The sequence below is a fragment of the Spirosoma endophyticum genome (genome assembly GCF_900112365.1).
Lineage (GTDB): Bacteria > Bacteroidota > Bacteroidia > Cytophagales > Spirosomataceae > Spirosoma > Spirosoma endophyticum.
The window spans coordinates 410,332-431,890 of the sequence record NZ_FOLQ01000003.1 but is presented as its reverse complement, the minus strand read 5'-3'; the positions used below and the strand labels follow the sequence as shown (position 1 = coordinate 431,890).

General features: G+C 46.0%; 19 protein-coding genes and 1 pseudogene. 16 read left to right on the top strand and 4 right to left on the bottom strand.

Annotated elements, in window-relative coordinates; all coding sequences use genetic code 11:
• The first annotated feature begins 3 nt into the window (after positions 1 to 3).
• The 14 genes and pseudogenes from rpsB (at position 4) to BM202_RS10785 (ending at position 14,748) form a co-directional block, all read left to right on the top strand.
• On the top strand, positions 4 to 840 hold the full coding sequence (rpsB, locus tag BM202_RS10855; RefSeq protein WP_093826286.1) for a 30S ribosomal protein S2: 837 nt from the start codon (positions 4 to 6) through the stop codon (positions 838 to 840).
• A 188-nt stretch (positions 841 to 1,028) separates the two neighbouring features.
• Entirely contained in the window at positions 1,029 to 1,862 is an 834-nt protein-coding gene (gene tsf / locus BM202_RS10850; protein ID WP_093825817.1) for a translation elongation factor Ts, read from the top strand.
• A gap of 138 nt (positions 1,863 to 2,000) precedes the next feature.
• Positions 2,001 to 2,606 (top strand): RNA polymerase sigma factor, encoded by a 606-nt coding sequence (locus tag BM202_RS10845; RefSeq protein WP_093825814.1) that lies wholly within the window; start codon positions 2,001 to 2,003, stop codon positions 2,604 to 2,606.
• Positions 2,607 to 2,829: 223 nt separating this feature from the next.
• A complete protein-coding gene (locus BM202_RS10835) occupies positions 2,830 to 3,672 on the top strand; it encodes a mechanosensitive ion channel family protein (RefSeq protein WP_093825812.1) in 843 nt (280 codons plus the stop codon).
• Positions 3,673 to 3,742: 70 nt separating this feature from the next.
• Positions 3,743 to 4,702 carry a DUF3078 domain-containing protein gene (locus BM202_RS10830; RefSeq protein WP_317039688.1) on the top strand — a complete coding sequence of 320 codons (960 nt, stop codon included), beginning with the start codon at positions 3,743 to 3,745 and terminating at the stop codon, positions 4,700 to 4,702.
• 72 nt (positions 4,703 to 4,774) lie between these two features.
• Positions 4,775 to 5,104 carry a large-conductance mechanosensitive channel protein MscL gene (gene mscL / locus BM202_RS10825; protein ID WP_093825807.1) on the top strand — a complete coding sequence of 110 codons (330 nt, stop codon included), beginning with the start codon at positions 4,775 to 4,777 and terminating at the stop codon, positions 5,102 to 5,104.
• A 92-nt stretch (positions 5,105 to 5,196) separates the two neighbouring features.
• Positions 5,197 to 6,552, top strand: a complete 1,356-nt coding sequence (gene murD / locus BM202_RS10820; RefSeq protein WP_093825805.1) for a UDP-N-acetylmuramoyl-L-alanine--D-glutamate ligase — start codon at positions 5,197 to 5,199, stop codon at positions 6,550 to 6,552.
• 60 nt (positions 6,553 to 6,612) lie between these two features.
• A complete protein-coding gene (locus tag BM202_RS10815; RefSeq protein ID WP_093825803.1) occupies positions 6,613 to 7,734 on the top strand; it encodes an FtsW/RodA/SpoVE family cell cycle protein in 1,122 nt (373 codons plus the stop codon).
• 2 nt (positions 7,735 to 7,736) lie between these two features.
• Positions 7,737 to 8,828 carry an undecaprenyldiphospho-muramoylpentapeptide beta-N-acetylglucosaminyltransferase gene (murG, locus tag BM202_RS10810; RefSeq protein WP_093825801.1) on the top strand — a complete coding sequence of 364 codons (1,092 nt, stop codon included), beginning with the start codon at positions 7,737 to 7,739 and terminating at the stop codon, positions 8,826 to 8,828.
• Positions 8,829 to 8,873: 45 nt separating this feature from the next.
• On the top strand, positions 8,874 to 10,259 hold the full coding sequence (murC, locus tag BM202_RS10805; protein WP_093825798.1) for a UDP-N-acetylmuramate--L-alanine ligase: 1,386 nt from the start codon (positions 8,874 to 8,876) through the stop codon (positions 10,257 to 10,259).
• Positions 10,260 to 10,296: 37 nt separating this feature from the next.
• Entirely contained in the window at positions 10,297 to 11,070 is a 774-nt protein-coding gene (locus BM202_RS10800; RefSeq protein ID WP_093825797.1) for a cell division protein FtsQ/DivIB, read from the top strand.
• Positions 11,067 to 12,482, top strand: a complete 1,416-nt coding sequence (gene ftsA / locus BM202_RS10795; protein ID WP_245776615.1) for a cell division protein FtsA — start codon at positions 11,067 to 11,069, stop codon at positions 12,480 to 12,482. Before BM202_RS10800 ends, ftsA begins: the two co-directional genes overlap by 4 nt.
• Positions 12,483 to 12,564: 82 nt before the next feature.
• Positions 12,565 to 13,974 (top strand): cell division protein FtsZ, encoded by a 1,410-nt coding sequence (gene ftsZ / locus BM202_RS10790; RefSeq protein ID WP_093825795.1) that lies wholly within the window; start codon positions 12,565 to 12,567, stop codon positions 13,972 to 13,974.
• A gap of 69 nt (positions 13,975 to 14,043) precedes the next feature.
• A pseudogene (locus tag BM202_RS10785) lies at positions 14,044 to 14,748 on the top strand (DNA alkylation repair protein).
• A 73-nt stretch (positions 14,749 to 14,821) separates the two neighbouring features.
• Here BM202_RS10785 and ffh read toward each other — a convergent pair.
• From ffh to BM202_RS10760, 4 genes are all read right to left on the bottom strand, one after another.
• Positions 14,822 to 16,141 carry a signal recognition particle protein gene (gene ffh, locus BM202_RS10780; RefSeq protein ID WP_093825793.1) on the bottom strand — a complete coding sequence of 440 codons (1,320 nt, stop codon included), beginning with the start codon at positions 16,139 to 16,141 and terminating at the stop codon, positions 14,822 to 14,824.
• Positions 16,142 to 16,930: 789 nt separating this feature from the next.
• Positions 16,931 to 17,731, bottom strand: coding sequence for a polyprenol monophosphomannose synthase (locus tag BM202_RS10770; RefSeq protein WP_093825788.1), 801 nt, complete (start codon positions 17,729 to 17,731; stop codon positions 16,931 to 16,933).
• A 72-nt stretch (positions 17,732 to 17,803) separates the two neighbouring features.
• The gene (gene hemG, locus BM202_RS10765) at positions 17,804 to 19,147 is read right to left on the bottom strand and encodes a protoporphyrinogen oxidase (protein ID WP_093825787.1); all 1,344 of its coding nucleotides are present in this window, start codon (positions 19,145 to 19,147) and stop codon (positions 17,804 to 17,806) included.
• Positions 19,144 to 19,527 carry a DUF4296 domain-containing protein gene (locus BM202_RS10760; protein ID WP_093825785.1) on the bottom strand — a complete coding sequence of 128 codons (384 nt, stop codon included), beginning with the start codon at positions 19,525 to 19,527 and terminating at the stop codon, positions 19,144 to 19,146. The genes hemG and BM202_RS10760 overlap by 4 nt, the downstream gene beginning before the upstream one ends.
• An 83-nt stretch (positions 19,528 to 19,610) precedes the next feature.
• Here BM202_RS10760 and BM202_RS10755 point away from each other — a divergent pair, with 83 nt between their 5' ends.
• Positions 19,611 to 20,477, top strand: a complete 867-nt coding sequence (locus BM202_RS10755) for a DUF58 domain-containing protein (RefSeq protein WP_093825783.1) — start codon at positions 19,611 to 19,613, stop codon at positions 20,475 to 20,477.
• Complete coding sequence (locus BM202_RS10750) at positions 20,474 to 21,556, top strand: hypothetical protein (RefSeq protein WP_177236557.1); 1,083 nt, start codon at positions 20,474 to 20,476, stop codon at positions 21,554 to 21,556. Before BM202_RS10755 ends, BM202_RS10750 begins: the two co-directional genes overlap by 4 nt.
• Positions 21,557 to 21,559 lie beyond the last annotated feature (3 nt).

The window sequence follows — 21,559 nt, the reverse complement described above, 5'->3', positions numbered from 1 at the left end:
AAAATGGCACAAATCGAATATAAAGACCTCTTAGACGCTGGTGTGCATTTTGGCCACCTTACGCGCAAGTGGGATCCCCGGATGGCTCCATACATCTTTATGGAGAAGAACGGTATCCATATTATTGACCTTAACAAAACGGTTGCGGCACTGGACGAAGCAGCGAATGCTATCAAAGGCATCGTTCGCTCGGGCCGGAAAGTGATGTTTGTGGCTACGAAGAAACAGGCTCAGGAAATCGTTTCAGAGGAAGCGCGTCGCCTGAAAATGCCTTACGTAACAGACCGCTGGCAGGGCGGCATGTTGACGAACTTCGCTACGATCCGCAAGTCGCTGAAGAAAATGCAAACGCTGGACAAGATGCTGAAAGACGAGGAGACCGTTAAGAGCATTGCCAAGCGGGAGCGTTTGACCCGTAGCCGTGATAAAGAAAAACTGGAGCGTGTATTGGGTGGTATCGCCGATCTGACACGTTTACCAGCCGCTTTGTTCGTCGTTGACGTAAAGCGTGAGCACATCGCTGTTGCCGAAGCACACCGTCTGGGTATTCCTGTATTTGCTATGTGCGATACGAATTCGAATCCAGAAGAAGTTGACTTTGCTATTCCAGCTAACGACGATGCTTACAAGTCGATTTCATTGATTACGCTTGCCATTGGTAAGGCCATCGAAGAAGGTCTGATGGAACGTAAGCAGGATAAAGACGATCAACGCGTTCAGGAAGAGGAAGATGCAAAACGCAACGAAGACCTGGCGCAAGCTAAGGCTGAAGGCGCAAGTGCTGCCCCTGAAGTAGAAGTAGCACCCGCTGCTGTAGCTGAAGACGAGACCGAAGCATAAAATAGAGTTGTAAGGTTGTACAGTCATATAGTTGTTTAGTTTATTCAACGTATAACTCGATAACTGTACAACTTTATAACTCAGGAAAATAGCCCGTAGCCAGCCGCTATGGGCTATTCCATTTCAGAGTGCAATTCATTGATTACCAATTATTTTTTGGCGTTTAAATCGATAAACACCCTTTTATTATGGCAATTACTGCTGCTGACGTAAATAAACTTCGGCAAGAGACCGGAGCTGGTATGATGGACTGTAAAAAAGCCCTTACCGAAGCCGACGGCGATTTTGAAAAAGCAAAAGAAATTCTGCGCAAGCAGGGTCAAAAAATAGCCGACAAACGGGCTGATAACACAACAGCCGAGGGCATTGTACTGGCTCACGTTAGTCCCGATGGCAAAAGCGGTAAAGTTATCGCGTTAGCCTGCGAAACCGAGCCTGTTTCGAAAGTTGCTGATTTCCAGAATCTGGCAATGACTATTTTAAGCACAGCTGTTGCTACTGACGCAACTGACAAAGCGGGTCTGCTCGCTACACCCCAGGCTGACGGTCGTTCGCTTCAGGATCACATTACAGACCTTATGGGCAAAATCGGGGAGAAAGTCGACGTATCGTCGTTTGAAACCGTTTCTGCTGATAAAGTGGTATCATACATTCACTCGAATGGTAAACTGGGCGTCCTGGTTGGTCTGAAGAATACGAACGGTACCGACGTAACAGAAGTAGGCAAGGACATTGCCATGCAAATTGCCGCCATGAAACCTGTTGCTCTGGATAAAGATGGTGTTGATGCGACGATTGTAGAACGTGAAATCGAAATCGGTAAAGAACAGGCTCGCCAGGAAGGTAAGCCAGAAGCAATGCTCGAGCGGATTGCGATGGGTAAGCTTAACAAATTCTACAAAGACAATACGTTGTTGAATCAGGAGTTCGTAAAAGACAACTCGTTGACGATCGCTCAGTTGCTTGAAAAAACCAGTAAAGGTCTAACTGTTTCTGCCTTCAAGCGAGTATCGATTGGTTAATCGATATTTATTATTTTTTTAAAATACCCGGCTCTAAAAGTCGGGTATTTTTATTTTAGGCTACTGACAATTTAGTAAGTAAAACAACCAATGTTACTTTTATAACTCTCTTATGTCTAAATAGCTACACCCTGTAGAATGGAGCCTTTTTCGGATGAGGAGTTAGTACGACTATATGTCGAGACTCAACGTAATATATATTTTGAGCGTCTGTATGAACGCTATTGTGATAAGGTTTATCGAAAATGCCTGTCGTTTACCAAAGATCCTGTTCGTGCGGAGGATTTAACGCACGACATTTTTTTGAAGCTAGTTGTAAAGCTTAGTAGTTTTCGGGAGCAGGCTAAGTTTTCTACTTGGTTATACTCAATTACTTATAATTACTGCACGGACCAGTTACGATCACATAATCTTCGCCGGGAAGTTTATGTGGATGAGGGATGGGAACGACTAGACCTCGGTACTGACGATGGACTAGCCGAAATGGCAGAGATGGAAGCTCAGCAACTGGAACGGGCGCTACATCAGCTTGCTCCTGAAGAACAGACAATGCTACTGATGAAGTATCAGGATGATATTAGTATACGTGATATTGCTCAGTTAAATGGCTTAACCGAGAGTGCAGTAAAAATGAGGCTCAAGCGTTCTCGTGACAAGCTCCGCAAATACTACTTGGAAAGCGCTCTATTTTGGTTATTACTCGCTGTTAAGGCTGCATTGGCTATTCGCTGGCCTTTCCGTTGATTATATTCCCTTAAAGAACTACTATGGAAACTGCGAACCCATTTAAGGAACTTGAGCCAGATGATATTTGCCCTCCTCATTTGAAAGCTGAGTTAATATCCGAAATTGACCTTATCCGAAACGCTATAACTATCATAGACCTTTATGTAGGTGACCTGTTTGGACTGGCATCCGTGCTGGTTAACCCAGATCAGGTAATTCCCAAAGAACCAAACCTTCCCTCATGAAACAACTCCCTGATCTGGCAGAAGTAGTACGCAATACATTTCAAAACCTAATTAATCAGTTTGTCGAATTTGTACCCCGCATATTTGGGTCGATGCTGATCCTATTGATTGGTATTGCCATTGCCCGACTGACGGCTTATATTATCCAACGGGTTCTGGGCCGGGTAGGCTTCGACAAAATTGGTAATCGGCTGAACGAAATCAATATCATAAAACAGCTTAAAACCGAAATTAAGTTAAGCGAGATTATTGCTAAAGTTCTCTATTACTACATTCTTTTGATGTTCATTACAGCTGCCACCGAAACCCTGGGAGTAGCTGCTATCACTGAGATGGTATCGTCGCTGGTGAATTTTATTCCTAAGCTGATTGTAGCCGCTATTATGTTACAAGTGGGCGTGCTGCTGGCCGATGCATTACGGGGAGCGGTGCTTAGCGTATGTCAGTCCTTTAATATTGCCTCTGGACGATTACTGAGCATGATTGTCTTTGTTTTCTTTCTGATCATCACTGTTATCAGTGCGTTGGGCCAGGCAGGTATAAATACAGAACTACTTGAGTCAAGCTTTAACCTTATCATCGGTGGCGTCATTTTTGCATTTGCCATTGGATACGGTATTGCCTCCCGAGATATAATGGCCAACATCCTATCATCCTTTTATACTAAAAATAAATATAGAGAAGGGCAGACAATTCAGATCGATGATACAATGGGGGAAATCATAAAAATTGATACTCTGTCATTAACACTACGTACGGGCGAAACAACAACTGTGATTCCATTACAATCATTACAAACAAAAAAGGTAGAAGTGTTTGAGAATCCAGTTGCTTCTTAATTTAGTCGCATGATAAACTCAACCAATCATGAAAAAGAGTATACTATATTTTATAATAAACTGTTTCTGCTTGGGCAGTGCTATAGCACAGGATTCTACCAGAGTTACGACAAATTTTAGAGATACAATATCCGTAAAGCCTGATACGTCCTACTGGCAACGATCTTTCACGGGAGGTGTCAACTTTAATCAAACGTCATTCAGCAACTGGTCGGGTGGAGGGGTCAATTCAATGGCGTTAGGGGGAGTTATTGCCGCCCGCGCCTTATACGAAAAAGGGAAAACATCCTGGGATAATACGGCTGATTTGCAATTAGGTTATGTTAGTCAATTGGGTACATCACGAAAATCGGCCGATCAGATTATCGTGATTTCGGTGCTGGGACACAAGATCGCTCCGAAATGGGATCTATTTATCTCTGGAACATTCAATACGTTTTTTGCACCTGGCTATCGTTATGATAAGCTTCCTGCTGACCAAACACGCCTACGTGTATCTAATTTCTTTTCGCCTGCGCAGTTGACATTGTCCACGGGTATAGCCTATAAACCTAACGACTGGTTCTCACTACGTATGAGTCCCTTAGCTCCACGCTTTACCTTTCTATCGGATCAAAGTGTACGGGTACGTGTCGATCCTAATACAGGCTTCTATGTTCCCGATCCTACCGCGACTGTTTATGGAGTTGCCCAGGGCCAAAGCAACAGGACCGAGTGGTTAGCTTTTCAATTACAAACGGTTATCAATCGAAATCTAACCGATAATATATCCTTGAATGCCCGGTATCAACTTTTCACAGAGTATTCCCATTTAGATAATATTAACCACCGGCTTGACCTTCTGCTGACAGCTAAAATAAATCGTTATCTGAATACTACGTTTGGATTAATTGCACTTTACAACAAGGACTTTAGCTCGTCTTTACAGATTCAGCAAACGCTGGCAATTGGGTTAGTTTATAATCTCAGCTCCTTTAAGAAAAAAGTTGATCCATTAAAAGCAACCGATACTTTACCTGGAAGATTTTGAGTAGTTTTTCATATTATATAGCTTAATTGCGCTTAATAACCAATTATTTAACTACTCTAAACTACGCAATCCATGTTAAGTGAATTTCGCACATTCATTGCTCAGGGCAATGTTCTTGACTTGGCCGTTGGCGTTATCATTGGCGCAGCTTTCGGTAAAATTACGACTTCCCTGGTTGAAGACATCATCAATCCGATCCTGGGGTTAGTGCTTGGTGGTGTTGATTTCAGTCAATTAAAACTTGTTCTTAAAGAAGCTGTGGGTACAGCACCCGAAGTAGCCATTCGATATGGTAACTTTTTGAATACAGTTATCCAATTTTTAATCATTGCCTGGGTAGTTTTCATGATTGTTAAACTGGCCAACCGCGCTCGTTTATCAAGCTCCCTGGCACCGAAATAATAAACTGAATGTAGAAAAATATATGAAAAGCCCCGGTCCATAGCCGGGGCTTCTCTATTTATGCGTTATTTTGCCAATAGTAACGTTTTATTATGTCAGTTCAGAAAATAGTCGTTCTTGGCGGGGGCGAAAGCGGTGTAGGGGCAGCGTTGCTGGCTCAGGCGAAAGGCTTTGATGTTTTTCTATCGGATAAAAGCGCGCTAAAAGACAGCTACCGAGTTACCCTTCAAACTGCCGGCATTCCGTTTGAAGAAGGTCAACATACTGAAGATCAGATCTTAATAGCAACCGAAGTCATTAAAAGTCCCGGCATCCCGGCCACAGTGCCACTCGTGCAAAAGCTTCGGGCGCAGGGGACACCTATTATTTCGGAAATCGAATTTGCAGCCCGTTATACTAAAGCTAAACTTATTGGCATAACTGGGAGCAACGGTAAAACGACTACTACGTTACTTATCTATCACTTACTCAAAACAGCGGGCTTTAATGTTGGATTGGCAGGCAACATTGGCGATAGTTTCGCTGAACAGGTTATTACCGATACATTCGATTTTTACGTACTGGAACTAAGCAGTTTTCAGTTAGACGATATGTATGATACGCATCTCGACGTAATGATCCTGCTCAACATCACACCCGATCATCTTGATCGCTACGGATATGATTTCCAGAACTACGTAGCGTCTAAGTTTCGAGTCTTACAGAATGCGCAGCCTAACGATCAATTCATTTATTTCGCCGAAAGCCAACCCATTCTGGACGGGTTGGCCAAACGGCAACCCGTTGTTGATCGACTGCCGATTTCGTTGCAAACGAGGGTAGCGCCCGGTGGCTACTTAGCCGATGGCCAATTAATCTCCCAGTTTAAAGAGCACACTTTTGCCATCGCACAGGCAGAAACACCCCTGCGTGGCCCGCACAATGCCATTAACATGCTGGCGGCAATACTAGCAGCGCAGTCTGTAAGTATAACGAATGAAGCCATTGAGACCGGGCTGAAAACCTTTCAAAATGCGGCCCATCGGCTTGAGCCAGCCGGAACGATCAATGGTATTACGTTCATCAACGACTCGAAAGCGACCAACGTTGACTCTGTTTTTTATGCTCTGGCGAGTATGGATGCCCCGACAATCTGGATCGCTGGCGGTCAGGATAAAGGCAACGATTACAGCCAGCTTGATGATTTAGTACGCCAGAAAGTAAAAGCATTGATTTGCCTTGGTGTAGACAATCACAAATTAATAGATTATTTCGGCGATAAGGTTTCCGCTATTTATGAGACGCAGCAGATCACGGACGCGATAGCGAAAGGACTTGAATGGGGCCAAACCGGTGATGTCGTGCTGTTATCACCTGCCTGTGCGAGTTTCGATTTATTTAAAAATTACGAAGATCGGGGCAACCAGTTTAAAGCCGCAGTGAAGAAACTAATGATGAATGATGAATGATAAATGCTCGTGGGCAAAATCATTTATCATTCACAACTCATCATTTATCAGTAGAAAACCATGGCTTTACGCGAGTGGATTCGTACGCATCTTAAAGGTGACCGCCAAATCTGGTGGATTGTCCTATATCTATCCATCATGAGCGTGCTGGTCGTCTATAGTGCGACTGGTACCAAGGCCTTTCGGGAACTCGATGGCAACACCGAAGTCTTTCTGCTCAAACATGGCTCACTGCTCCTGATTGGAATCGCCTGCACCTATTTCGCGCATAAGATCAACTACGTTTACTACGCCCGCTTGTCGAAATATGGCTTGTGGCTGTCAGTACCCTTGTTATTGTGGGCCTTTTTCAAAGGAGCAACCTTAAACGACGCATCACGCTGGGTAACGATTCCCATTATTAACCAGACATTTCAGCCGTCAGATTTGGCCAAACTAGCGCTTATTTCCAATCTGGCAGCCATGTTAGCCAAACGCCAGCGCTTCATGAGTGACCCCAGCGTGTTATTTAACCTGATCATCTGGATTGCGCTTATTTGCTCACTTATTATTCTGTCCAATACGTCAACAGCCCTGTTGCTGGGCGCGACCTGCTTTCTACTAATGTACATTGGCCGGGTACCAGTTCGATATTTAGGCTATATGATCGCGGCTTGTATTCTGTTTGGCGGAATAGCCTTAGCCGTTGGTCAACGCCTGGAAACAGCCGTTAACCGAGTCGCTATTTTTACTAAGTCAGACACGCTTCCTTACCAAGTTGAACAGTCCTATATAGCCCTGGCCAATGGTGGGATAACGGGTCAGGGACCCGGTAATAGTCACCAGCGCAATACGCTACCAAACCCATTCTCTGATTTCATTTACGCCATCATCGTGGAAGAATATGGTTTGCTACTGGGCGGCATTCCAGTCGTACTTGCCTATATATGGTTTTTGTGGCGAGGGATGAAAACACTTCAGAAAGCAACCCGGCCTTTCGGTGGTTTATTATCGGCGGGGCTGACATTCAGTATTGTGTTCCAGGCTTTTGCCAGCATTTGTGTGGCCATTGGTTTAGCACCCGTAACCGGGCAACCGTTGCCATTGTTAAGTATGGGTGGTACATCCCTCATATTCACAGGCTTAGCCATTGGTATTGTATTAAGTGTCAGCCGCGACGAAGCCGACGAAAGTAAAATTTAAGTATGAAAGTTATCATCAGCGGGGGCGGAACCGGCGGACATATTTACCCAGCTATAGCCATCGCCAACGAGCTGAAAGCAATTGATCCAGCTACAGAAATTTTATTTGTTGGGGCCGAGGGTAAAATGGAGATGGAAAAAGTACCCCGTGCTGGTTATACCATCGTAGGGTTGCCGGTTGTTGGCATAAAACGCGAATTAACCTTGGCTAATTTGGGCTTCCCAATCAAATTAGGCCGGAGTTTACTACGTGCCTGGCAAATCGTTCGCACCTTCCAGCCCGACGCAGCCGTAGGTGTGGGAGGGTATGCCAGCGGACCACTCTTATTAGCCGCTTCACTCAAAGGTATCCCCACCCTAATTCAGGAGCAGAACTCTTATGCCGGCCTGACCAATAAAGTATTAGCCCGTTGGGCAAAACGCATTTGCGTGGCCTACCCCGGTATGGAGCAGTTTTTTCCCGCCGATAAGCTTAAACTAACGGGCAATCCGGTCCGTAGCGACATTCAACTGGCGGATCAACAGATAGAGGCTGGCCGACTATTGTTTGGCCTGGAAGCCAGCCGTCCTACTCTTTTGATCATTGGTGGGAGTCAGGGAGCAAGAACGATCAACGAGAGTATAGAAACTGGTTTGCAGCGTTTTGTAGATGCAGGCGTTCAGGTAGTCTGGCAGACGGGGCCAGCCTTCAGTGAGCGGGCCAAAGCAGCCGTAGCGGCTGTTGGCTCTCCCTTGATTAAGGCCTATGACTTTATTTACGATATGGATAAAGCCTATGCCGTTGCTGACGTAGTGGTGTCGCGGGCTGGTGCTTTGTCAGTTTCCGAATTGTGTTTAGTGGGGCGCCCGGCTATTCTGGTACCTTTCCCAGCAGCGGCTGAAGATCATCAAACTAAAAACGCCATGAGTCTGGTGGAGCATAATGCTGCGTTGCTGGTCAATGATCGAGCTGCACGCGAAGAACTCATTACGTCTGCCCTGAACTTACTGAGCAACCCAACACAACAGCATCAATTACGCACCCAGATAAAGACACTGGCAAAGCCAAATGCCGCCCGTGACATTGCCGAAGAAGTAATTAAATTAACAAAATAATAGAGAGCGGAGGAAAGTACTTTTCTCCCTTTCCGTCCTCAAGTAATGACATTAGATCAATTCAAATACATTTATTTTCTCGGTATCGGTGGTATCGGCATGAGTGCGCTGGCTCGCTGGTTTCAGGTAAACGGGTATGACGTAGTAGGCTACGACAAAACACAAACGGCTCTTACCGACTCGTTGCAAGTTGAAGGGATGGCCATTCATTTTACCGAAGATGTTGACCAGATACCAGCTCGCTTTCGGAAAAATCCAGCCGAAACCTTAGTGATTTATACACCGGCCGTTCCGAAAACACATGCTGAATATGTTTTTTTCGTAGAAAATAGATTCACGCTTCAGAAACGCTCGCAGGTGTTAGGCTTGCTCGCTGGTCAGATGACCACCATTGGCGTAGCGGGCACACACGGCAAAACCACTACGTCGTCGATGGTCGCTCATATCCTGCGCCATGCGGGTGTCAACTGCGCGGCTTTTCTGGGCGGCATTACAAATAACTACGGCACGAACTTTTTACTCAACGAACCTGCCGACGATCTTCGGTCAGTAGTGTGCGTGGTAGAAGCCGATGAATTTGACCGTTCATTTCTGACATTGTTTCCAACGTTCGCCATCGTAACCTCGACCGATGCCGACCATCTGGATATTTACGGAGCCCACGAGGCCGTTCTTGAATCGTTCGGGATTTTTGTTAGTCAAATCGAAGACGATGGCGTGTTGTTCATGAAAAAAGGATTATCGCTGGCGGATAAAACAAAAGCCACTGTTCGACAGTATTCATTACAAGAAGGTGAGTATCACAGCCAAAACCTGCGAATTGAACAAGCGTCCTTCATATTTGATATTGTACATCCAAAAGGCGTTATTGCAGATATTACTCTAACCGTACCCGGTTTTCACAACGTTGAGAATGCGGTTGCGGCTGGAGCAGTAGCCTTGCAAGTGGGCGTATCGCCAGAAGCCGTTCGTTCTGCACTGGCCAGTTACCGAGGTGTTCGGCGACGGTTTGAGTACGTACTTAAAACAGATTCTGCTATCCTTATTGACGACTACGCTCACCATCCGGCTGAAGTGCAGGCATTTTTATCGTCAGTTAAGGCCCTCTATCCCGATCGAGAATTAACGGCTATTTTCCAACCGCACCTGTTCAGTCGAACACGCGATTTTGCACAGGGTTTTGCGGAAAGTTTATCGTTGGCCGATAATGTTATTCTGTTGGATATTTACCCGGCCCGCGAGCTACCCATGGAAGGCGTTACGTCGGATTTGATTTTTCGGGACATACAATCGAAAACTAAAATAAAATGCACCAAAGCTGAATTACCCGACGTTGTGCAACAAATGCGGCCCTCTTTGCTTGTAACCATAGGTGCAGGAGATATAGATCAACTGTTACCAACATTAAAAAACATCGTTGAATACCAATAGATAAAAATATCTGGAAAACAATTAAGCTTATTTACAGATGTTTTCTACCTTTAAATCATCCAAAAAGTGGTTGCTTACAATCGGGGGGCTTTTGAGCTTATTTGGGCTTATTGCTTTCACCGAAATCAGGCATGGACAGAAGCACGTTCGGGCAGTTATTATTCGGCTCGATCAGATTGAGGGCCATCAGTTTCTGACGCGCCGAGACGTAATGGGCTACTTAACCAATGGAGGTGCCGATCCAATTATTGGAAAAGACTACAAAGAAGTCGATTTCCGACAGTTGGAAAAAAGATTGCAAAACCATGGATTGGTAAAAAAGTGCCAAGTATCGCGTGACTTGACGGGGGACTTGCTCGTCGTGATTGAACAACCTCGTCCGCTAGCCCGATTAATGGTGGCTAGTGATGGGGTTCGAGCCGTATCTGGACAGTATGTAAGCGAAGAGGGCCGTTTTTTCCCGATTTCGATGAATTACTCGGCCCGGGTGCCGATTCTGACAGGAAATTATTTTCGTCAGAATCGTTCGTTAGTTAGTGAGCGTAACCGGCCATTGCTGGATTTGCTGAAACGAATTCATGATGATCCGTTCTGGCGGGCACAAATTACCGAATTAGCGGTAGATGAGCAGGGCGAAGTAATTATGTGGCCACAGATGGGTAATCACCAAATTGAATTTGGACCGCCTACTGATCTGGACGCAAAGTTTAAGAAGCTGAAATTAGTTTATACGGACGTTTTGCCGGCTAAAGGATGGGATCGTTATAGCCGAGTAAGCGTTCAATACCGAAACCAATTAGTTTGCGAATGACAACAACGGGCATGGACGAGAAAATAGTAGTGGGTCTGGACATTGGTAGCACTAAAGTTTGTGCAGTAGCTGGACGGTTGATTCGTAACAATAAAGAACAGGAAACACTCGAAGTACTGGGTGTGGGCGAAACGACACTAACCGACGGAGTAGCTAAAGGCTCGGTCGTGAATGTCAATAATACGGTGAACGCTATTCGGCGTGCAGTAGCAGAGGCTTCCAATCAATCGAACCTGAACATTCACTTAGTTAATGTCAGTTTTAGCGGTGCCCATGTAACATCGGTTAAGTCCAGTGGTAGTATTACGCGTTCTTCATCGGGCGACGAGATCCAGACCGAAGATATCGACCATCTGCTAAATGACATGTATCGCACCTCGATTCCGGCTGACAAGGAGATTATCCATGTTTTGCCGATGGACTTCGTGGTCGATACAGAGACAAATGTAAACCAGCCTGTTGGCCGTAACGGCGTTAAACTGGGTGCTGATTTTCAGTTAATTACAGCTCAGGCAAACGCAGCCCGGAACATTCGTAAGTGTATTACGCGCAACAATCTGGCACAGGACACGATGATGTTGTCGGCGCTGGCTTCCGGATTGGCCGTACTGACGGACGAAGAAAAATATGCAGGGGTCGCTCTGGTAGATATTGGCGGTGGCACCACCGAAATGGCCATTTATTATCGGAATGTACTACGTCATGTTGCGGTCTTCCCGTGGGCAGGCAATAGCCTGACATCCGATATTCAGGCAGGTTGTAAAATTCTGCCCAATCAGGCGGAGCAACTCAAGAAAAAATTTGGCAGTGCCAATCCTACCGAATACAATCTGAACGAGGTTGTGGCTGTACCAGGATTGAGCAACCGAAAACCCAAAGACGTTCTGCTAAAAAATGTAGCGCTTATTATCGAAGATCGGCTACGTGAAATTGCGGCACTGGTGCAGGCTGAAATCATTCGCTCTGGTTACGATGGCAAATTGCTGGGCGGCCTTGTATTAACGGGCGGTTCTGCCCTGATTCCAGGCGTAGAGCATATTTTTGGTCGCGTAACGGGTGTTGAAGAAGTACGCGTTGGATTTCCTGAACATCTGGAACCCAACGGCCGTGCCGATTTAGTTGGCGATCCTGCTTATGCCACTGCTGTTGGTTTAGTGTGGGCTGGCTATAAGACGATTGATAATCGTATTTCATTTATAAGTGATCCCAATCGGGCCATTTATGATGAACAGCCTGCTACCACGCCGGTTCGGCCATCTTATGGTAATCCTAATCCTCCGATCGGCACGGCCAAACCGCCTGTTTCAAAACCACCGGTAGAACAACCGAAAGAGGCCGAAGAAGGGCAACTCATGAAATGGTTCCGTAAATTAACGCAACCAATACGGGGGAACGAAACCGATCCATATTGATGATTGTAACAAACCGGCAGCATACCGGTTTGCGGATAAATATACAGTTTTGTAACACAAAAAGACACCACATACCGACACGATGAATAGTCAGGGCTATAGATTCGAAATACCAGACGATAATCCGATCATAATAAAGGTTGTCGGCGTTGGCGGCATGGGCGGCAATGCCGTCAAACACATGCACGAACTCAAAATGCAGGATGTGAGTTTTGCCGTTTGCAATACTGATCGTCAGGCACTTATGAGCAATCCCGTACCAACTAAGTTACAGTTGGGCGATGGCTTAGGGGCTGGGACTGAAGCGAAAGCTGGCGAAGATGCTGCACGTGCCAGCATCGAAGAAATCCGTAATTTATTAGCTCCGCCTACCAAAATGGTTTTCATTACGGCGGGTATGGGCGGTGGTACGGGTACAGGAGCAGCTCCCGTAGTTGCGGAAATGGCTCGTGAAATGGGCTTGCTGACTGTGGCCGTTGTCACAGCGCCGTATTGGTACGAAGGAACCGACAAGAAAGAACAGGCACGGGAAGGTATTGAAAAGCTCAAGAAAAGTTGCGATACTGTTCTGGTAGTTTTGAACGACAAGTTAGCCGAACTATACAGCGAACTGACATGGACGGAAGCTTATGCCCATGCCGACGACGTACTGGCCAATGCGGTAAAAAGCATCGCCGAAATTATTACCACGCAAGGGGACATCAACGCTGACTTTGCCGACGTAAAGAAAGTTCTCGAAGGCGCAGGCCAGTCGGTAATGGGATCAGCAGAAGCCGCCGGTGAAGATCGGGCTATACGCGCTATTGAGGCTGCCCTTAATTCGCCACTGCTCAATGATCACGATATCCGGGGTGCCAAGCGTATTCTGCTGACTATTTCGTCAAGTAAGGCATATGCCATGCGTCTGAAAGAGCAAATGGCTATTTCAGAACACGTGGCCAAGAAAATCCAGAATGAAGCCCGAATGTTTAAATTCGGTGCGATCACCGATGAAGCCTTAGGCGAAAGTTTGCGGGTAACGATTATTGCAGCCGGTTTTGATGGTACGAATCCAGCTATTCTGGAGCCAACTGAGGTCATTACAGAACCAGAAGAGCAGCCACAGGACGTAGTGACCGAAGAAGAGCCGGCAGGTGAATTAGTACTCGTTGATGATGCTGGCGATGAAATTGATCCCGAACCTACAGGCGTTAGCGTCAAAAACGACGATAAGCAAACACCAACTAGCTACAACGGCACTACGATCATTCGACCTGAACAACCAGGTACAACGTTGCCTTTACGGGATCAGGAGAATGATGTATTATTGCTGGATGAAGAAGAACGTCCCAGTGATGCCGATTTGATCAAGCGGACAGTTGAAGCCTTTGTTAAAGGTCAATACTTGGCAGCCGACATCGACCGGCCAACATTTGAACGAAATAAAACGATGCTGTATACACTGCCTTTGCTGTCGGAACAGGAGTTCGTGCGCTCGAAGCTAAATGACTAATCGAGAAGTTAGTATGTTATAGATGCTGGCAGAGATTCACACGAATCTCTGCTTTTTTATTTTTCTCCTATGCAACTAACCTATGCTGATGCAAAAAACACGCTTCTTGCTTTAGAACAGCCCAAGCGCGCTGTGGCGTTGGCACGTTTTTTTAAAACAGGAGCCGGGCAGTATGGAGAAGGTGATCATTTTCTGGGTCTTTCAATGCCACAGCAACGCGTAGTAGTAAGACAATTCTGGAACTTACCGATTGAAGAAACGGAGCAATTAGTGCAAGACACCTACCATGAATGCCGTATGACAGGCCTGCTGATTTGGGTACGGCAAAGCCAAAAAGCGACAACAACTCAGGAAGTGGCAATTCTGGAACGCTATCTTACTAATCGTCAATACATTAATAACTGGGATTTAGTAGATGTTACCTGACCTCATATTCTTGGGAAACACGTAGCACAAGGTGATCGCTCCATTCTGTATGATCTCGCTCATGAAAATGAGCTTTGGAGCCAGCGGATAGCTATTGTATCAACTTTAGCGCTTATTCGGCTAGGACAGTTTAGTGATACGTTTTCGATTGCCGAGATTCTACTGCCCCACAAACACGATCTTATTCATAAAGCTATTGGCTGGATGCTACGTGAAGTAGGCAAACGCAACTTCAGTGCACTGGAAGAATTTTTACATGACCACATTCAAAAAATGCCCCGTACTACACTCCGTTATGCTATTGAACGCTTCGACCCATCCCGCCGACGCTATTATCTGGATTTATAAAAACAACGTAATAATCAACAAAAAGGGATTACTGTCAATGACGGTAACCCCTTTTTGTTGATTATTACGTTCACTACCGCATCATTTTATTCATTTTACCCGATGCCTGCATCGTGTTCATTTTCTTCATCATCTTACGCATCTCATCGAATTGTTTCAACAGATTATTCACTTGCTGAATATTCGTGCCACTACCTGCGGCAATACGTTTTTTCCGACTACCGTCAATGATGTCAGGGCGCTGACGTTCTTTTGGCGTCATGGAGCTGATGATGGCTTCGATAGGCTTAAAAGATTCATTGTCAATATCTAAGTCTTTAATCATCTTGCCCATCCCCGGAATCATACCTAGCAGGTCTTTAACATTGCCCATCTTCTTGATCTGCTGCAACTGCGACAGGAAGTCGTCGAAGTCGAACTGATTTTTACGCATCTTGGCGTTGATACGCTTGGCTTCATCCTCGTCGAAGGCCTGTTGTGCCCGCTCTACCAGCGAAATCACGTCGCCCATGCCTAAAATTCGGCTGGCCATGCGGTCGGGGTAGAATACGTCGAGCGCTTCCATTTTCTCACCCGTGCTAATAAACTTGATCGGTTTATTAACAACCGTTTTGATCGAAAGAGCGGCTCCACCACGGGCATCCCCATCAAGCTTGGTTAATACCACGCCATCAAAATTAAGCCGTTCGTTAAACGTCTTGGCTGTATTGACCGCATCCTGCCCTGTCATTGAGTCAACGACGAACAACGTTTCTGTAGGCGAAATTGCCCGTTTGACGGCTTCAATTTCCTGCATCATGGCTTCGTCTACTGCTAAACGGCCGGCGGTATCCACAATGACGATTTTCTTACCAGTCTTACGCGCGTGCGCAATAGCATTGAGTGCAATCTCAACGGCATTTTTGTTTTCCGGTTCTGCATATACATCCACACCAACCTGCTCGCCTAATACTTTCAGCTGGTCAATGGCGGCTGGGCGATAAATGTCGGCTGCGACGAGTAAAACGTTACGTCCCTGTTTTTTCAGGTACGCAGCCAGTTTACCTGAAAACGTCGTTTTACCTGAACCCTGCAGCCCTGCAATCAGCAAGACAGCCGGTTCGCCTTTTATATTAATACCCTGCGCTTCACCACCCATCAGCTCGGTCAGTTCTTCCTGCACGATCTTGACAAATAACTGGCCAGGCTCAACCGAAATTAACACTTTGCGGTCGAGTGCTTTATCGCGGATACGATCGGTGATGTCTTTTGCTACTTTGTAGTTAACGTCGGCGTCAGTGAGAGCACGGCGCACTTCCTTAATAGTGGCGGCAACGTTAATTTCAGTAATGCGGCCCTGCCCCTTTAGGGTTTTGATAGCCTTATTAAGTTTATCCTGAAGATTCTCGAACATAGTCTTTTACAAACGATCTGGCAAAGATAACAGTTTCCTGTGGGCGTTAACGCACCGAACTATAGGAGAACTTAGTTAAGGGATTATTTTGACCTATTAATCTCTACCAAACTATACAGAAACGATTTATCATTTTTTTATTCATATATTTATAATCCATTTTCAAAATAAACTACTAATTGTTCGGTGGTAAGAACACTTAACAATATGATTTAGGCATAAACGTTAACAGTACCGTATAATCTTCTAAAAAATCACCATCTCAATTGCCGACTTGTGCGAAAATTTTTGTTCAATAAAATATTTCAATACAATTATATATTTCAATAATACTAATTTGCGTTATCTTCCGACCAGTGGTTCATGTATCAATGAAAAGATGATAATGAAGCACTGGTTGACTCTTTAGAAACTACTCATGAGAAATATGCCGATCAATAAAGCTATGGGCTTCCTAGTCCCTTCATTACTGACTACCGGTTTATTCGTATCATCGGCAACTATGGCAATGCCGTTGCAGAATACGGTCCCTACAGTGCCAAAATCTAGTCAGGAAGTAACCGTATCGTCGAGAACGTCATCTGGCAGTTTGACAAAGAGCCCAGCATTAGCGCGTAACACAACAGCCAAGCCTGAGCCCGTAGTCACAGCTACATCAACAACGCCAAAGGTTCAGGACAAAAAAACGATTGGCCGATGCTGGAAACGTTTAATGAACATGGTTCGGGAAATCAACCATGCGCATACCAGCAAAAGCAAGTAAATTACAAAAGAGATTCAGACAGCTTTTTAGAAAGCCTTCATTGATTCTTCGGCCTTTGCCGGAGTCTCCCGGCGCGGGATATAGTGCCGGAAAAAGCTGCTGATTTTCATTTGCAGCACACCAAATACGGCTTCTTTAAAAATCTTTGACGACATTTTTGAGACGCCTTTCGTGCGGTCAGTGAAAATAATGGGCACTTCGCGAATACGGAAGCCGTATTTCCAGCACGTAAATTTCATCTCAATCTGAAACGCATAACCCACGAATTTTATGGGATTATGCAAAATAACTTCCAGTACTTCAGCCCGGTAGCAAATGAATCCTGCGGTTGGGTCCATGATGGACATCCCCGTAATAAACCGAACGTATACGCCCGCAAAGTACGACATCAATACGCGGCTCATTGGCCAGTTCACTACGTTAACTCCCTTAATATAACGTGATCCAACAGCAACATCGGCTCGAGTAGCGCCTTCGTCAGCACAGGCATGATAAAGTTTGATCAAGTCCTCGGGGTTATGAGAAAAATCGGCATCCATTTCAAATAGAAACTGATAACCGCGCGACAAAGCCCATTTGAACCCGTCAATATAAGCCGTTCCTAAGCCCAGCTTCCCGCGTCGTTCGAGCAGATTGAGTCGCAAAGAAGGCCCGTTAGGTGGAAATTCTTCCTGTAAATCACGGACGCGCTGAGCAGTACCGTCGGGAGAGCCGTCGTCTACGATAAGAATATCAAATGGCTCCGGCAGGCTAAACGTCTTTCGGATTATTGTTTCGATATTCTCAATCTCATTGTATGTAGGAATAACGACTAAGCGCTCTTTCACAGGTACTGAATGGGTTATAAGGGGAGTTGTTCCTATAACTGCAAACCCCTCGTTTTCTGCACAAAATAATCATTAAAAATTGTTAATTCCTGCTTTACCCGCTAATTGCTCAGCCAGCTCGCGGGCTTTACGAATACAGTCAGACAATGAAATGCCTCCGTACCAGTTAGCACACACAAATAAATTGTCGGCTTCTGCGACCTTAACCGGTTGTTTAACAGCAACAATAGCTGCATCATACTGCGGAATAGCGCGCTCCCATCGCTGAATAGCGCGAAAAACAGGCTTGCTAGCTCTTATCCCGAAGCTGTCCACTAACTCCTGATGTACATTGCGAAAGATAACATCGTCGGGCAGTTGGGCATTAGCAGGATTCATTTGGCCGCCAACCATCGTGGTCAGTAAAACTTCATCTTCAGGACAACGCCCGTCAAATACCGAACTATTCCAGATATGACCACTGGAAAAACGCTTTTCACTTTTCGGATTAAGGCCACCAAACCCATCCAGCGGATGCCGGACATCAGCCCGCTTGTATACTGAATGGATAGCGGTCATGGGCGGATAGGTAACATTACGCAGCGCCTTTGCGAAGACAGGATAAGTAGGCTCCACGAGACGAGTTGTTACGTCGGTGCCGGTGGTCAACACGAGCATATTAACTGTTTGCGTGCCAGTTGCCGTTTCAACTTGCCAGCCGTCAGCAATTTTGACGATACGTTTAACCGGACTACTAAGCGACAGGTTTTTGAGTTTGACAGCTAACGCATTGGGCAACATCTGCATGCCATCCCGAAAACTAAAGGATTGCCGGCGGCCTGTTTTCGACTGGTTTTTTATCAGACCACGTAGCACAGAACCATAGTCTTTCTCGTACTCAAGCAATGACGGAAATGTCTCAGAAACAAGCAGTTGTTCAGGATCACCCGCATAAATTCCAGCGACAAACGGCCCTAAAGCCGAATCGACAATCTCGTCCGAAAATCGACGCCGAAAAAATTGCGCTAACGTTTCGTTTTCGGGCGACACCGTTTTGTTGTTACGTTCCTGAAAGATGGCCCATTTCGTTTTCCAGCTAAAAAAACTACCAAACAACAAGGAAGGTGGCCCGGATGGTAATTGCTGATACTGTCCATTCCGGAAAATGTAACGGACTTTACTCACCGGTTTGCTAAATGTCAGGTCAGGCGTTAAGCCGAGTTCGTCAAGCCAACGTAATAAATCAGCATCGCCAAGTAAGGAATTTGGTCCCAGTTCGCGCAGGTAACTTCCTCCTTCGGCCACTTCCCGACGAGACTGGATATAACCTCCTGCCTGATCAGCGGCTTCCCAAATATGGTATTCGATACCGCGTTTCTGCAGTTCGTAGGCTAGCGTCAGGCCGGAAATCCCCGCACCGATAATACCGATTGTCATGATTTTTTCGGTTGCTTCGATTTTGTCGTATCAGCACGTTGCTTTAATCGCTCGGTAACCTGCTTATAAATAGCCTCCATATCGCTCGGATGCGATGAATAGAAAATATAGCTCTTTCGATACATTGCCGTATCCACCGCAAATTTTCGAAAAATCTGATTTTCCAGATGTTTATACGCAATGTTCGACGAGTCAAGCGAGCCCAAACTCAAGCGGCTGACCTGAGATTCTGCGATGTGGACTTCCGTCAGAATATCAATCATTTTGTCTTGAGCAATCAGGTTATCCGGTCGTTCATCTTCTGGAGCCGTGCAGGCTGCCATCAGCCAGCCACTTATCAGCAGACACCATAGATGAGATTGAAATCGGTTCCAGTGCATACGTTTAAATGATAGCTTTGTAAGCTAATCCCTGTTGGCAAAGTTCGGGATTGCTTGTTAAAATAGTATAACGCCTGTTTCGTATGGACGAGTTCTTAGCTAAGCTCCGTAATTTCGATATTCGCATACGAAAGGCCGTCAACTCGCAGATGCGCGGTAGCTTTCGGTCCATTTTCAAAGGAACAGGCCTGGAATTCAGTGACTTGCGGACTTATCAATATGGTGATGATGTGCGGGCTATTGATTGGAACGTATCATCGAAAGGCCACGGTACGTTTGTAAAAGTATTTCGGGAAGAGAAAGATCAGACTGTTTTCTTCGTGGTGGACGTCAGCGCATCCCAGCAGGTTGGGCCACGCCATCGCGACAAACTGGACGCGACAAAAGAAGTATGTGGGGTATTGGCGCTCTCAGCCATCCGTGAGGCCAATTACGTAGGCATGTATTGCTTCTCGGATCAGAAGGAGCGCTACCTGAAACCAGCCAACGGCCTGAAAACAGGTTATCAACTGATTATGAACCTCTATAAACTACAGCCCGAATCGACCCGAACAAGCATTGCCGATGCATTACTGTTTACGCTCAATGTCCTCAAGCGTCGAAGCGTGGTGATTCTGCTTTCTGATTTCATTGACCTGAGTTATGAACACAACCTAAAGGCTTTGGCGAAAAAACATGATTTGGTCGTTATTCATCTGTATGATCAGCGGGAGGTAAAACTGCCTAAACTGGGGATCATTCCCGTACATGATACCGAGACGGGACGGACGGTTTGGGTCAATACGTCTTCGGCCTCGTTTCGGAAGGGGCTGCACGATACGTTCCACCAGAACCAGACCCGGCTGGAGCGACTTTGCAAGCAGTTCAATGCGAGTTACATTGCGCTGGACTCGCAGGAAGATTTTGTACCGAAACTCGTTGAATTGTTCAGGGTGAGAAAGTATCAATGAATGTAGTCTGCACGTATCTCTTTATTGGCTTTTGGCTTTTGACCGGTGCAGGCTGGGCGCAACCGATCCGTCAACCCGCACAGATTCAGTCTGCACTACGTCAGGCTACCTTGCGACAATCTCCATTGCGGCAATCTCCATTGCGGCAATCTCCATTGTGGCAATGGAGATTGTGGGGACATTTTCTGACAGATAGTATCGAGATTGGCCGCCCCTTTCAGTACGCGCTGACGTATCGACATTCACCGATAATCGACGTTTTATTCCCTGATACAGCCCGAAATTTCGCTCCATACAAGGTGCAGAACGTGGCGGTTTTTGCCACACAGACGACGGGTAGCGGCTATAACGCTGTCAGTCGCGATAGTGCCGTTTATACGCTGGTATCCTTCGAGACGGATTCAATTCAATTGCTACGTGTGCCCATCCGGATTATCAACGATGCCGACTGCACGGTTCAATGGACAGGTATTGACACAGTCTTTCTACACTCGAAACTCCCACCAATACGTAGCCTAATAACCAGTTCTCAGTCGCTTACACTAGATACAGAAACCGATCTAGCTCCTTTACAACAACAATTCAATTACTCAGTGCTGGCAACTGGCTTACTGGTGATCAGTCTTATTGCCCTACTTCTCTACGGATTGTTTGGCCGGGCAATCAGGCGGTTATGGCGGCTGTACCAGCTCAATAGGCGGCACACCCGCTTCCTGCGTGACTACAATCGGCTTAGCCAGCGACTCAATTCGTTTACGGCGTCAGAAACAGCCAACCAGGCGGTTGTGCTATGGAAAACGTATTTAGAAAAACTTGATTTACAGCCTTACACATCCCTAACGACCCCCGAAATAGCCGAGCGTATGAACAACGAACGCATCGCCGATGCGCTACGTGAAGCCGATCGGATGATTTACGGAGGCACCTTTTCTCCACAATCGCAGCTTGCCTTGCAGGCGCTGAGTGACATAGCTACGCAAACCTACCACGATCGACGGACCAAATTACAGGGATTGGTTGATCAGAATGTAGCGAACACCCAGGAACCCGATTCAGCCGAACACTCTTCTTACTCCTGATCG

Excerpts from the sequence above, each read along its gene's own strand:
- rpsB (WP_093826286.1), top strand. The coding sequence starts at position 4 with ATGGCACAAATCGAATATAAAGACCTCTTAGACGCTGGTGTGCATTTT.
- tsf (WP_093825817.1), top strand. The coding sequence starts at position 1,029 with ATGGCAATTACTGCTGCTGACGTAAATAAACTTCGGCAAGAGACCGGA.
- BM202_RS10845 (WP_093825814.1), top strand. The coding sequence starts at position 2,001 with ATGGAGCCTTTTTCGGATGAGGAGTTAGTACGACTATATGTCGAGACT.
- BM202_RS10835 (WP_093825812.1), top strand. The coding sequence starts at position 2,830 with ATGAAACAACTCCCTGATCTGGCAGAAGTAGTACGCAATACATTTCAA.
- mscL (WP_093825807.1), top strand. The coding sequence starts at position 4,775 with ATGTTAAGTGAATTTCGCACATTCATTGCTCAGGGCAATGTTCTTGAC.
- murD (WP_093825805.1), top strand. The coding sequence starts at position 5,197 with ATGTCAGTTCAGAAAATAGTCGTTCTTGGCGGGGGCGAAAGCGGTGTA.
- BM202_RS10815 (WP_093825803.1), top strand. The coding sequence starts at position 6,613 with ATGGCTTTACGCGAGTGGATTCGTACGCATCTTAAAGGTGACCGCCAA.
- murG (WP_093825801.1), top strand. The coding sequence starts at position 7,737 with ATGAAAGTTATCATCAGCGGGGGCGGAACCGGCGGACATATTTACCCA.
- murC (WP_093825798.1), top strand. The coding sequence starts at position 8,874 with ATGACATTAGATCAATTCAAATACATTTATTTTCTCGGTATCGGTGGT.
- BM202_RS10800 (WP_093825797.1), top strand. The coding sequence starts at position 10,297 with ATGTTTTCTACCTTTAAATCATCCAAAAAGTGGTTGCTTACAATCGGG.
- ftsA (WP_245776615.1), top strand. The coding sequence starts at position 11,067 with ATGACAACAACGGGCATGGACGAGAAAATAGTAGTGGGTCTGGACATT.
- ftsZ (WP_093825795.1), top strand. The coding sequence starts at position 12,565 with ATGAATAGTCAGGGCTATAGATTCGAAATACCAGACGATAATCCGATC.
- ffh (WP_093825793.1), bottom strand. The coding sequence starts at position 16,141 with ATGTTCGAGAATCTTCAGGATAAACTTAATAAGGCTATCAAAACCCTA.
- hemG (WP_093825787.1), bottom strand. The coding sequence starts at position 19,147 with ATGACAATCGGTATTATCGGTGCGGGGATTTCCGGCCTGACGCTAGCC.
- BM202_RS10760 (WP_093825785.1), bottom strand. The coding sequence starts at position 19,527 with ATGCACTGGAACCGATTTCAATCTCATCTATGGTGTCTGCTGATAAGT.
- BM202_RS10755 (WP_093825783.1), top strand. The coding sequence starts at position 19,611 with ATGGACGAGTTCTTAGCTAAGCTCCGTAATTTCGATATTCGCATACGA.
- BM202_RS10750 (WP_177236557.1), top strand. The coding sequence starts at position 20,474 with ATGAATGTAGTCTGCACGTATCTCTTTATTGGCTTTTGGCTTTTGACC.